Annotated in this window: 7 protein-coding genes; 1 reads left to right on the plus strand and 6 read right to left on the minus strand. The window is 77.6% G+C overall.

Annotated elements, in window-relative coordinates; translation table 11 throughout:
- Window positions 1-83 precede the first annotated feature (83 nt).
- Window positions 84-3,425: an error-prone DNA polymerase gene (locus MTO91_RS22325; protein ID WP_476652627.1), complete on the minus strand. Its 3,342-nt coding sequence runs from the start codon at window positions 3,423-3,425 to the stop codon at window positions 84-86.
- A 486-nt stretch (window positions 3,426-3,911) separates the two neighbouring features.
- Here MTO91_RS22325 and MTO91_RS22330 point away from each other — a divergent pair, with 486 nt between their 5' ends.
- A complete protein-coding gene (locus MTO91_RS22330; protein ID WP_476652628.1) occupies window positions 3,912-5,423 on the plus strand; it encodes a M28 family metallopeptidase in 1,512 nt (503 codons plus the stop codon).
- Window positions 5,424-5,445: 22 nt separating this feature from the next.
- On the opposite strand, the gene MTO91_RS22335 is transcribed toward MTO91_RS22330, so the two are convergent.
- The 5 genes from MTO91_RS22335 to MTO91_RS22355 form a co-directional block, all read right to left on the minus strand.
- Window positions 5,446-7,164: a DNA polymerase Y family protein gene (locus tag MTO91_RS22335; RefSeq protein WP_476652629.1), complete on the minus strand. Its 1,719-nt coding sequence runs from the start codon at window positions 7,162-7,164 to the stop codon at window positions 5,446-5,448.
- Window positions 7,161-8,225: a hypothetical protein gene (locus tag MTO91_RS22340; protein ID WP_476652630.1), complete on the minus strand. Its 1,065-nt coding sequence runs from the start codon at window positions 8,223-8,225 to the stop codon at window positions 7,161-7,163. Before MTO91_RS22340 ends, MTO91_RS22335 begins: the two co-directional genes overlap by 4 nt.
- 272 nt (window positions 8,226-8,497) lie before the next feature.
- On the minus strand, window positions 8,498-10,057 hold the full coding sequence (gene purH, locus MTO91_RS22345; protein WP_308816965.1) for a bifunctional phosphoribosylaminoimidazolecarboxamide formyltransferase/IMP cyclohydrolase: 1,560 nt from the start codon (window positions 10,055-10,057) through the stop codon (window positions 8,498-8,500).
- The gene (purN, locus tag MTO91_RS22350) at window positions 10,050-10,658 is read right to left on the minus strand and encodes a phosphoribosylglycinamide formyltransferase (RefSeq protein ID WP_208827067.1); all 609 of its coding nucleotides are present in this window, start codon (window positions 10,656-10,658) and stop codon (window positions 10,050-10,052) included. Before purN ends, purH begins: the two co-directional genes overlap by 8 nt.
- Window positions 10,659-10,775: 117 nt before the next feature.
- On the minus strand, window positions 10,776-12,530 hold the full coding sequence (locus MTO91_RS22355) for a cell division protein PerM (RefSeq protein WP_476652632.1): 1,755 nt from the start codon (window positions 12,528-12,530) through the stop codon (window positions 10,776-10,778).
- Window positions 12,531-12,607: the final 77 nt, after the last annotated feature.

Consider the following 12,607-nt stretch of genomic DNA (forward strand, 5'->3'; position numbering starts at 1 on the left):
CCGCGTGTCCCGGTGGTCCCCGTGGTCGGGGACCGCGGGGCCCGGAGGTCGCGAGGGCCCGGCGCCGGGCGCGGGCGAGACGGTCAGCGGAAGTCCCGGGACGCCACCGTCACCGCCAGCGGCATCCGCTGCAGCCGGTCGGCCAGCAGGTTCAGCACACCCTCCGGGCTGCGTTCGAGCCGGCCCCGGACCAGCAGCCCCGCGCTCCCCAGCGCCACCGACCGGTAGCGCGCCCACAACCCCTCCGAGCAGGTCACGTTCAGCATCCCGGACTCGTCCTCGAGGTTCACGAACGTCACCCCGCGCGCGGTCGCCGGACGCTGGCGGTGGGTGACCAGTCCTCCGACCAGCACCCGGGCCGGGGTGTCCGGGCCGGCGCGGCGGCCCACCTCGTCGAGCCGGTCGATCCGGACCGCGCCGAGCGCGTCGAGGTCCGCGCGCAGGTGCTGCACCGGGTGGCTGTCCGGGGAGACACCGGCGGCCCAGACGTCGGAGACGGTCAGCTCCGCCTCGGTCATCCCCGGCAGGGCCGGCGCGTCGAACCCGACGGCGGTGCCCGGCAGGTGTTCGGGGCGCACCCCCGCGACGACGCCCGCCGCCCACAGCGCCTCCCGCCGCTCCACCCCGAAGCAGCCGAACGCCCCGGCCGTCGCCAGCGCCTCGGCCTGCGGGCCGGTCAGCCGGACCCGGCGTGCCAGGTCGGGCAGGTCCGCGAACGGGCCGCCCGCGTCGCGCTCGGCGTCGATGACCGCGGCGAGGTCCGCGCCGACGGTGCGGACACCCGCCAGGCCGAGCCGGACCGCCTGGCCGCCGGTGCTGTCGTCGTCGGGTTCGAGGATGGCGTCGGCGCGCCCTGCGTTGACGTCCGGCCGGTGCACCCGCACACCGTGCCTGCGGGCGTCGGCCACCAGCGACTGCGGCGAGTAGAAGCCCATCGGCTGGGCGTTGAGCAGGCCCGCGCAGAACGCCGCCGGGTGGTAGAGCTTGAACCACGCCGAGTAGTAGACGAGCGCGGCGAAGCTGATCGAGTGGCTCTCCGGGAACCCGAAGTTCGCGAAGGCCAGCATCTTGGCGAAGATCCGTTCGGCGAGCTCGCCGGTGATCCCGTTCGCGGCCATCCCGTCGTAGAACCGCCCGCGCAGCCGTTCCATCCGCTCGGTGGACCGCTTGGAGCCCATCGCCCGGCGCAGCTCGTCGGCCTCGGCCGCGGTGAACCCCGCGACGTCGACGGCGATCTGCATCATCTGTTCCTGGAACAGCGGGATGCCCAGCGTCTTGTGCAACGCGGGCTTGAGCAGCGGATGGTCGTGGTCCCAGGTCTCGAGCTCGTTGCGCCGCCGGATGTAGGGGTGCACCGAGCCGCCCTGGATCGGGCCGGGCCGGATCAGTGCGACCTCGACGACGAGGTCGTAGAACTCGCGCGGGCGCAGCCGCGGCAGGGTGGCCATCTGGGCGCGGGACTCCACCTGGAACACCCCGACCGAGTCCGCGCGCGACAGCATCGCGTAGACCTCCGGGTCGGACTCGCCGATCGCGTGCAGCTCGATCCGCTCACCGGTGGCGGCCGTGACCAGGTCCACCATCAGGTGCAGTGCGGTGAGCATGCCCAGCCCGAGCAGGTCGAACTTCACCAGCCCGGCCGCGGCGCAGTCCTCCTTGTCCCACTGCACGACGGTCCGGTCGGCCATCCGCGCCCACTCGACCGGCACGACCTCGGACACCGGCCGATCGCAGATGACCATTCCGCCGGAGTGGATGCCCAGATGCCGGGGCGCACCCATCAGCTGCCCCGCGAGGTCCAGCAGCAGCGGCGGCATCTCCTGCGGGAGCTCGCTCGCCTCCAGGGCGTGCCAGCGTTCGACGCGCCTGCTCCAGGCGTCCTGCTGGCCGGGTGAGAACCCGAGCGCGCGGGCGGTGTCGCGGATCGCCGACCGCGGCCGGTAGGTGATGACGTTCGCGACCTGCGCGGCGAACAGCCTGCCGTAGCGGCGGTAGACGTACTGGATCGCCTCCTCGCGGCGGCCGGACTCGATGTCGAGGTCGATGTCGGGGTAGCCGTCGCGGTCCGGGGACAGGAACCGTTCGAACAGCAGCCCGTGCCGGACGGCGTCGACGTTGGTGATGCCCAGCGCGTAGCAGACCGCCGAGTTCGCAGCCGATCCCCGGCCCTGACAGAAGATGTTCGACCGGCGGCAGAAGTCGACGATGTCCTGGACGATCAGGAAGTAGCCGGGGAAGTTCTTCGCCTCGATGATCTCCAGCTCGCGCTGCACGGTGTGCGCCGCGAACGGGTTCTCGTCACAGCTGCCATAACGCTCCATCCGGCCGCGTTCGGTCAGCACCCGCAGCCAGGTCGTCTCGGTGTGCCCGGGCGGGACGTCGAACGGCGGCAGGTCCGGCGCCACCAGGTGCAGCTCGAACGCCAGCTCCCGGCCCAGCTCCGCCGCGCGCTCCACCGCACCGGGGTGGCGCTCGTCGAACCGCAGGGCCATCTCCCGCCCGGACCGCAGGTGCGCGGTGCCCGCCGCGGGCAGCCAGGGGTCGATCTCGTCGAGGCTGCGCCGGGCCCGGACCGCGGCGACGGTCGCGGCCAGCGGGGCCCGGTCGGGGGTGGCGTAGTGCGCTCCGGTCGTCGCCACCGTCGCGACGCCGGCCCGCTCGGCCAGCGCGGCCAGTGCGTCGTTGCGCTCGGTGTCGCCGGGCTCGCCGTACACGGTCAGCTCGACCCGCACGTTCTCCGCGCCGAAGCGCGCGACCAGCCGGTCCAGCTCCGCCGCGGCGGCCGCCGGGCCCGAGCGGTCCAGGGCGCGGCGCACCGCGCCCTTGCGGCAGCCGGTGAGCACGACGACCTTCCCCGCCGTGTCGGCGACGACCTCGTCCGGGTCGTAGACCGGCCGCCCCTTCTCCCCGCCCCGCATCTGCGCGGTGGAGATGGTGCGGCACAGCGCGCGGTACCCGTCGGGGCCGCGGGCCAGCAGCAGCAGGTGCTCGCCCTCGGGGTCGGCGACGCCGTTCTGCGGGGCGGTCAGCCCGGTGCTCAGCTCGGCGCCGAACACCGTGCGCACCCCGAGCGCGTGGGCCGCCTCGGCGAACCGCACGACCCCGTACATGCCGTCGTGGTCGGTGAGCGCGACGGCCTCCAGCCCCAGCTCGGCAGCGCGCTCGACCAGCTCCTCCGGGGCGCTCGCGCCGTCGAGGAAGCTGAAGTGCGAGTGGCAGTGCAGCTCCGCGTACGGCACGACGCCGGGCCCCGCCGGGTGCAGGCCCTCGGGCGGCTCGTAGGGGCCGCGATGGACGGACCAGGCCGGTGCGTCCCCGCCGTCGGCCTCCGGGCCGCCGCGCAGGCTCGCGCCGTCGCGCACGGAACGACCCGACAGCGCACTCTCCAGCTCCGCCCAGGGGACGTCCGGATTCTGCCAGCCCACCCGTGCAGCGTACTCGAACACAAGTTCGAACGTCGAGTGCCGGGTTCCGCGGACGGGCGTCGCCGTGCGGGCCGGCCGGCTGCTCCCCAGCGCCGGTCGGCCCCGCACGGCGGGTCCGGGCTCCGGCGCGGCACACCGGCCGCTCCCCAGCGCCGGCCCGCGGGCCACCCGGACGTACCCATCCGGTGCCGGCAGGTGGTTCGTGGACCTCCCCGCCGACATCTCCGAGTTCACCAGCCGAACCTGTGGAACGACTGAGACCCCGGTGTGGATCGACCGAGGATCACCGCGGCCCCGGGTCGCGCCGGGTCGTACCGTCGTGTTCGTGACGCCGTGTCGTGATCGTCGGTTCACCGCACGGCCACGCCCGATGGCGGATGCTGGTCCGACGCCGCGGCGCCCGACCGGTACCGCGCACGCACGAGGAGCGCCGGACACCCGGCGCGGACGAGGCCCGGTACCGGGCCGGACGGCAGAGGTGGCTCCATGGGACGGGCGAGCACGACGGGTGGCCTGCACCGGCCACGCCTCGGGAACCGGCTGGTCAGGGTCGCGGCGGCCGGGGTGGCCGTCGTCGCGCTCGCGGCCTGCGCGGACGTCCCCGCGGCGCCGGGTACCGCGACGATCGGCACCACCGGCGGCGGGAGCCAGGGGACCGCGCAGGGCGACCCCGGCCTGCCGCAGCGGCTCGCGGCCGCGGTGGGCGGCGACGGCGCCTACGCCCACCTGCAGCAGTTCGAGAGGCTCGCCGACGCGAACGACGGCAACCGCGCGGTGGGCACCCCCGGGTACGACGCGGCCGTCGACCACGTCGTCGGGACGCTGCGTGCGAGCGGGTTCGAGGTGTCGACCCCGTCGTTCGAGGTGCGCACCTTCTCCGCGGGCGACGCACGGCTGACCGTGGCCGGCGCACCGGTGACGACCGAGGTGCTCGGCTTCTCCCCCGCCACCCCGCCCGGCGGGCTGACCGCGCCGCTGTCGCTGCGCCCGCGCACCCCGCAGGACCCGACACCGGGCTGCGACGCCGCCGACTACGCCGGGATGCCGGCCGGGGCCATCGCCGTCGTCGAGCGCGGGACCTGCGAGTTCGGCCAGAAGTCCCGGCTCGCGGGGGCGGCGGGCGCGGCGGCGGTGATCGTGGTCAACACCGAGGACGCGGCCCTGCCCGCCACCCTCGGCGACACCCCGGGGGTCGTCCCGACGGCGGCCGTGACGAAGACCGCCGGAGCCGCCCTGCGCGACGGCCAGCAGGCGTCGCTGGTGCTCGACACCACGATCCGGCAGCAGACCTCGCGGAACGTGATCGCCGAGACCACCACCGGCGACCCGGGCCGGGTCGTGGTCGCCGGGGCCCACCTCGACAGCGTGCCCGAGGGCGCCGGCATCAACGACAACGGCAGCGGCAGCGCCGCCCTGCTCGAGATCGCGCAGAAGCTCGGCGGCTCCCCGCCGGTCGGCCAGAAGGTGCGCTTCGCGTGGTGGGGCGCCGAGGAGATCGGCCTGGTCGGCTCGACGAAGTACGTCGAGGGGCTGTCCGAGGCCGACCGCGCGCGGATCGCGCTGTACCTCAACTTCGACATGGTCGGCTCGCCGAACCCCGGCTACCTCGTCTACGACGGCGACAACTCCGACGGCCTCGGCGGCGAGGCGGGCCCGCCCGGCTCCGACACCGCGGAGCGCGTCCTGACCGAGGCGCTGGTCGGGGCCGGCGTGAACGGCCCCGAGGGCACCGCGTTCGACGGGCGCTCGGACTACGGCCCGTTCATCCAGGCCGGCATCCCGGCCGGTGGCCTGTTCACCGGCGCCGAGGAGCGGAAGACCCCGGAGCAGGCGCAGAAGTGGGGCGGCACGCCGGGACAGTCCTACGACCCCTGCTACCACACGGCCTGCGACCGGCTGACCAACATCGACCGGACCGCACTGGACCGGAACGTGACGGCGATGGCCTCGGCGATCGGCCGGTTCGCCGTCGACCTCACCGGGGTCCCGCAGCGCTGACCCGCCCGCGGCGGCCGGTGGCTCAGTCGTAGACACCCGTCACCTCCCAGCGGCCGCCGCGGTGCACGAGCAGCAGGGCCGTGCCGTCGGCGAGCACGACCTGCAGCCGGACCGCGGGCCCGGGGCCGTCGGGGGCCCACCAGCGGGTGTGCACCGGCCAGGGTCCGGCCCAGCCGGTGACCTCCCGGTCCGGGCCGCCGCCCGCGACCCGGCGCGGGACGCCGTCGAGCAGGTCCGGCGCGGCCGGGCACACCTCGGCGCCGTCCGCGGCGAGCAACCGGACCGGGACCGGGTCCGGGGGCACCGTCGCCGGGGACGGTGCCGGGAGCCGGCCGGGCCAGGTCGCCGGGGGGTCGGCGGGTGGACGACGACCGGGAGGCTCCGGGGTCACCTGCTCCGCATGCCCGGGGGCACCGGTGGCGCCGTCCCGCGCGGGGGCCACGGGTCCCGGCCGGGCGGGGACCGCCGTGTCCTCGACGACCCGCTCGTCGCCCCACGGCACCAGCCGCACCCGCTCGCCCGGGTCCCGGCCGCCCGCCGGGACCGCGGTGAGCACCGCCTCCGGCCCGAGCAGCGCCTGCACCCGGACCAGGGCCCGCCCGGCCCGCTCGTCGCCCTCGCCGACGTCGCCCCACAGCCCGCGCTGCAGCGCCCCGGCGACCACGGTGTCCTCCGCGGTGAGCCGCAGCGCGACCAGCGTCCCGGAGCCGCCGCGCCCGAGCCACGAGTCGAGCTGCCAGCGCACCCGGTCCACCGTCCCGGACGGCGTCAGCGGCTCGGCGCACCGCCAGACCCGCAGCAGCTCCTCCCCGCTCTCCGTGCGTGCGTGCACCCCCAGCCGGGTGCAGGCCAGGCCGTGCCCGGCGAGCGCGGTGTGCAGCCGGGTCGCGAGTGCCCGCGCGGCGAAGGCGGCCGCGTCGACCCGGTCCACCGGCGGGTCCAGCTCGACCGCCGCGGACAGCTCCTCCGGCGGGACCCGGCGCGCGGGCGGGCGGGGGTCGAGCCCACGGGCGAGCCGGTGCGCGGCCACCGCGTCGGCGCCGAAGCGCGAGGCCACGTCGGACTCCGACAGCGACGCGAACGCCCCCAGCGACCGCAGCCCCAGCCGGCGCAGCAGGTCCACCAGCGCGGCCCGGTCGACGTCGGGGTCCCGGTCCAGCTCGGCGACCTCCAGCGGTGCGAGGAACTCCGCCGACCGTCCCGGCGGCACCCCGCGCCCCCGGCGGGCGGCGAGCGCGGCGGCGAACATCCCGTCCGCGACGCCGATCTGGCACTCGGTCCCCGCGTGCAGGGCGACCTGGTCGATCAGCCGCTCCACCGCGGCGCGCTCCCCACCGAACCAGCCGACCGGACCGCGCGCGGGCAGCACCAGCAGCCCCGGCCGCACCACCTCGACGCCGGGGGCGAGCGCCTCCACCGCGGCGGCGACCGGCTCGAACAGCCGGGCGTCGCGCCCCGGGTCGGGGGCGAGCACCACGAGCTCCGGGCACCGGGCCTGCGCCTCCCGGCGCCGCAGCCCCCGGCGGACCCCGTGCCGGCGGGCCGTCGCCGAGCAGGCCAGGACCCGGTTGGCGTGCAGGACCGCGGCCGGCCGGTCCGCCGGGACGTGCGCGGCGCGGGCGGCCGCGGTGACCGGCCAGTCCGGGGACCAGACCGCCAGCACCCGCGGGTCGGGCTCCGCCCGTCCACCGCCGCCCGTGCCCGTCGCGCCGCCCGCCTCCGCCGTACCGGGCGTGCTCATCCCGCCGCCCGGGCCACGGGCCGCGCGACCGCGACCTCGCCCACCCCGGCCGCGGAGACCGCGGGCACCGACGGCACCGCGGGGACCGGGGGTGTCGCCGGGGCGGGGACGACCGTCCCGCCGGGGCCCGGGAGGAGCACCTCCACCCCCCACCCGGCCGGGCCGATCCCGCGCCCCTCCGCCCGGACCTCGACCCGCCGGGACCGCAGCCGCCCCGTCCCGCGGCCGACGCCCTCCCAGCGCGGACGGGTGCAGTGCAGCCGCAGGTCCGCGCCCGGCCACCCGCCGAGCGCGAGCAGCACCGCACCCCGCTGCCGGGCCCGTGCGGCGAGCCGCTGCCGGTCCCCGGCCCGCAGCCCGGCCCGCTCCGGCCCGGCCACCACCACGAGGTCCAGCCCGTCCAGCAGTGCCGCGGTCACCCCGACCAGGTCCGCGCCGGGGTCGGGGACCAGCGCCAGCCGGTCCAGCCGCACGCCCGCCTCGGCCGCGGCCGTCGCGCCGAGGCCGGGACGGCCGACCACGCCCGCCCACGCGCCCTCCGCGGACGCGGCGGCCAGCAGCGCGAACAGCAGCGACCCCGCGCCGGACCCCACACCCACCGCCACGGTGGACCCCCGCCGCAGGCCCCCGCCGGGCAGCAGACCGGCCAGCGGCCCCGGCACCGGCAGCAGGTCGGCCTCGGTCACCGGACGCGCCTCGACCGTCCCGGCGCTGCGGGCCGGGGGCTCCGGCTCCGGGCAGGGCCCCACGGGCCCCGGCCGGGACCGCTCCAGGCCCGCCCGGGTCTCCGTGCGGCGCAGGACGTGCCGGGCCCGGGCGAGCCGCTCGGCGGCCGAGCCGGCCGCGGCCCCCGGCCCCCCGGCCGGGCCCCGTGCCCCGGGCAGCGGCTCCCGCCCGCCCCCGGGGACACGTGACCCGGCCCCGACCACCGGCCCGGACCCCTCCGGACCGGTGTCGTCCCCGGCGTCGACGCCGGCTCCCCCACCGGCACCGCCGACCACCCGGCCGACCGCCGCCGCTCCTCCGACGACGACCGGCCCCTCGCCCGCACCGACGCGCACCGCAGTACCTCCCCGCCACACACCGCGCCACGACCGAACGGTCGCGACCTCGCCCGGCGCGCCGCGGGGAAGGCGACGCGTGCTCGAACTGACGTTCGAAGCATAGGGCCTGTGCCGTCTCTTCGCATCCCCCGGGTGGGGGTGGCGACGACGACGGGAGGACCGTCGCACGCACCCCCGACATTCTCGGCCGGGACACCCTCCGAACTGCTCCGAACGCCGACGGCCCGGGCCGCGCGAGGCGGCCCCGGGCCGTCGGGGTGGGCGGTGGGTCAGTGGGCGAAGTGCCGCGTCCCGGTCAGGTACATCGGCACGCCCGCCTTCGCGCAGGCCGCGACGACCTCGTCGTCGCGGACCGAGCCGCCGGGCTGCACGACGGCGGCGACCCCGGCGTCGAGCAGCACCTCCAGCCCGTCGGGGAAGGGGAAGAACGCGTCGGAGGCGGCGACCGAGCCGCGGGCCCGGTCCCCGGCCCGGGTCACGGCGAGCTTCGCCGCGTCGACCCGGTTGACCTGGCCCATGCCGACGCCGACCGCGGCGCCGTCGTGGGCGAGCAGGATCGCGTTGGACTTCACCGCGCGGCAGGCACGCCAGGCGAACGCGAGGTCGTCGAGCACCTCGGGGGCGACGGCGTCGCCGGTGACGAGCTTCCAGGCGGCCGGGTCGTCGCCGTCGGCGTCGACGAGGTCGCGCTGCTGCACCAGCAGCCCGCCGGAGATCGGGCGGAGCTCGGTGCCGGTGCGGGCGGCGCCGTCGGGGATGCGGAGGACACGGACGTTCTTCTTGCGCTGGAGCACCTCGAGGGCGCCGTCGGCGTAGCCGGGGGCCACGACGACCTCGGTGAAGATCTCGGCGACCTGCTCGGCCATCGCGACCGAGACCTCGCCGTTGACCGCGATGACCCCGCCGAACGCCGACACCGGGTCGGTGGCGTGCGCCTTGCGGTGGGCCTCGGCGACGTCGGCGCCGACCGCGATCCCGCACGGGTTGGCGTGCTTGATCACCGCGACCGTGGGGCGGTCGCCGTGGTCGTGCGCGGCGCGCCAGGCGGCGTCGGCGTCGACGTAGTTGTTGTAGGACATCTCCTTGCCGTGCAGCTGCTCGGCGCCGGCCAGGCCCGAACCGGTGCCGTCGGTGTAGAGCGCGGCGGACTGGTGCGGGTTCTCGCCGTAGCGCAGCGGGCGCTCGCGGGTCCAGGTGGCGCCCACCCACTCGGCGGAGGCGTCGTCGTCGCCCGCGGGGAACTGCTCGCCCATCCAGGTCGCGACCGAGACGTCGTAGGCGGCGGTGTGCCGGTAGGCGTCGGCGGCCAGCCTGCGGCGGTCCTCCACGACGAACCCGCCCGCGCCGACCTGCTCGAGCACCCAGGCGTAGCGCGACGGGTCGACGACGACCGCGACGCTCTCGTGGTTCTTCGCCGAGGCCCGCACCATCGCCGGGCCGCCGATGTCGATCTGCTCGACGGCCTCGTCGCGGCCCGCGCCGGACGCGACGGTCTCGCGGAACGGGTAGAGGTTGGACACCAGCAGGTCGAACGGCGCGATGTTCAGCTGCTCGAGCTGCGCGAGGTGCTCGGGCTTGCGGGTGTCGGCGAGCAGCCCGGCGTGCACCCGCGGGTGCAGGGTCTTGACCCGGCCGTCGAAGCACTCGGGGAACCCGGTGACCTCCTCGACGGGGGTGACCGGGACGCCGGCGTCGGCGATCCGCTGTGCGGTGGAGCCGGTCGAGACGATCTCCACCCCGGCGGCGTGCAGCCCGGTGGCCAGGTCGAGGAGACCGGCCTTGTCGTAGACGCTGATCAGGGCCCGGCGTACCGGCCTGCGCTCACTCACTGTTCACCTCATGGGGTTGGGCGGCGGCGGCGAACCGTCGCACGGTCGCGACCAGCAGCCGTCGTTCCTCGGTCTTGATGCGCTCGTGCAGGGAGGTCTCGTCGTCGCCCGGGAGCACGGGGACCTCCGCCTGCGCGAGCACCGGTCCGGTGTCGAGCCCGGCGTCGACCTCGTGCACGGTCGCGCCGGTGACGGGCACCCGGGCGGCCAGCGCGTCCCGGACGGCGTGCGCGCCGGGGAACGCCGGCAGCAGCGCCGGGTGCGTGTTCAGCATCGGGCATCCGAGCGCGTCCAGGAAGGCCGGGGAGACGAGCTTCATGAACCCCGCCCCGACGACGAGGCCCGGCCGGTGCGCGAGGACGGCCGCGGCGAGCGCGGTGTTCCAGGCGTCGCGGTCGGGGTGGTCGGCGACCCGCTCGACGAAGGTGGGGACACCCGCGGTGCGGGCCCGGTCGAGCCCGGTGGCACCCGCCCGGTCGGCCCCGACGGCGACGACGGCGAACCCGGCGCCCGCGGTGTCGAGCAGTGCCTGCAGCAGGGTGCCGCTCCCGGAGACGAGGACGACGACCCGCAGCGCCCCGTGCCGCTCCTGCGCGCCCACCGTGTCCCTTCCTCGCCGGTCCGGGCCGCTCCACGGCCCCTGGCCAGGGTAGACGCGCCCTCCGACGACGAGGGCGCCCGGTGTGGTGGCCCGGGTCACCCGGCCCGGCCGGGCGGGTCAGTCGTCCCGGGAGCGGTCGCGGGGGCGGGTGATCCGGTCGGTCCGGCCGTCGGTGCGCCGGTCGGACGGGTCCCCGCCGTCGGGGTCCCGGTCGGCGCGGCGCCCGGCTGCGCGGCGACCGTCGGGGCCGTGGTCCCCCGTGTCGTCGCCGTCGCCGTGGTCGGGGTCGTGGCCGGGGTCCTCGTCGTCGCCGGCGGGGTCACGGCCGGCGGAACCGTCGACGCGACGGGTGGCCGTGCGACCGGCTCCGTCGGACTCCTCGTCGGGGGCGGCGTCGGAGTAGGGGTGGAGGTCGTCGTGGCCCCCGTCGTCGTCCCACGCGGCGTCGGCACGGCGGGCGGGCGCCCCGGCGGTGCGACGGCGTTCGACCAGCTCCCCCACCGTCGACGCGCGACGGCGGTCCCGGGCCGCCCGGGCCCGGTCGACCGCGGTCCGCGACCGGTCGGTGCCGCCCATCGGGACGTGCCGGGCGAGCTCGGTCCCGGCGCAGGTCAGCACGGCCGGGGTCCCGACCAGCAGCAGCGCGCAGCCGAGGACCGCCCACGGGTGGAACGACACCGGGTCGTAGGGCCCGCCCGCGAGCGCACCCCCGGCGAGCGCCGCCGGGACGGCCGCCCCGACCGCGACGACCACGGCCGCCAGCGCCGGTGCCACGACCCGGTCCACGACCGGCGCGTCGTCGGCCAGCGCCCGCCGGCAGGCGATCCCGCCGAGCACCCCCGCGACGACGGGCAGCAGCACGACCAGCACCGCGGCCGTCGGGACGGTGGTGACGGGCAGGACCACCGCGGGCGGGAACGGCGGCAGCGGACCCGGCTCGACGCCGAACGGACCGGAGCGGGCGATACCGACCGACACCCCCGCGCCCAGCGCCCAGGACAGCGCCCCGACCAGGGCGTTCGGCAGGTACCCGATGCTCAGCACCAGCACCCCGACGCCCGCCCAGGCGCCGGGGGCGATGCGCTCGGCGGTGTCGGCGACGTCCGAGGCGCTCGCGACCAGCGCCACGGTCAGGACGAGGGCGGCGACCAGCAGCAGCGCGGCGGCCGCGACCCGGGCCCCGGCGAGCGCCGCGCCGGGCCAACCCGCCAGCACCCGCTTCCAGGCCGCCGGCGCCCCGCAGGCGTGGACGACGCCGATCCCGGCGGCCGCCCCGGCCACCAGCCCGGCCCCGATCATCGACGCCCAGGGGGCGGTGACGGCCATGTCCCGCGGCAGCAGTGCGCCGGCGAGCACGGCGAGCGCGGCGGCGGCCCCGGCCTGAGACGCGACGACGGCGCCCGCGTCGTGCCGGACCCGCCCGCCCAGGCGGAGCACCGCCCAGCGCGAGCAGAAGGCGACCAGCGCGACGACCACCAGCGTCGGCAGCAGCGGCAGCACCCCGAACGGGCGCCCGTCCACCGCGACCGGGATGAGGTGCGCGGCCAGCCACAGCGGGACGGCTGTGGCGAGTGCCCCGTCCGCGGTGACCGCGACGCCGCCGGTCCCGGTCAGCAGCGCCGCCACCGGGACGAGCATCGTGTACCCGGCGAGGACGGCGCCCATCGTGGCCACGAGCAGGATCCGCAGCCGGTCCAGCCCGGTGCCGGTCCCGGTACCGCGCGTCGGGGTCCGGGCGGGGCGGCGGCGCCCCCGCTCCCGGTCCGCGACGGCGGTCGCGCGCCCACCGCGGGACCGCTCCGGTGCGGGCCCGGTGGACCGGGCCCGGGAGGCCGGGCGGCCGCGGGCGGGACGGGGCGGGGTGGTGCTCACCCGGTCAGCGTCGCAGCGAACGCGGCCCGGGAGGGGCAGGCACGCCGCGACGTGCCGGGACCCACGGTTCCCTCCGC

It is taken from the genome of Pseudonocardia sp. 2-7 (assembly GCF_056341085.1).

Bases quoted from the DNA above. Each gene is read 5' to 3' on its own strand.
- MTO91_RS22330 (WP_476652628.1), top strand. From the start codon at position 3,912: ATGGGACGGGCGAGCACGACGGGTGGCCTGCACCGGCCACGCCTCGGG.
- MTO91_RS22335 (WP_476652629.1), bottom strand. From the start codon at position 7,164: ATGAGCACGCCCGGTACGGCGGAGGCGGGCGGCGCGACGGGCACGGGC.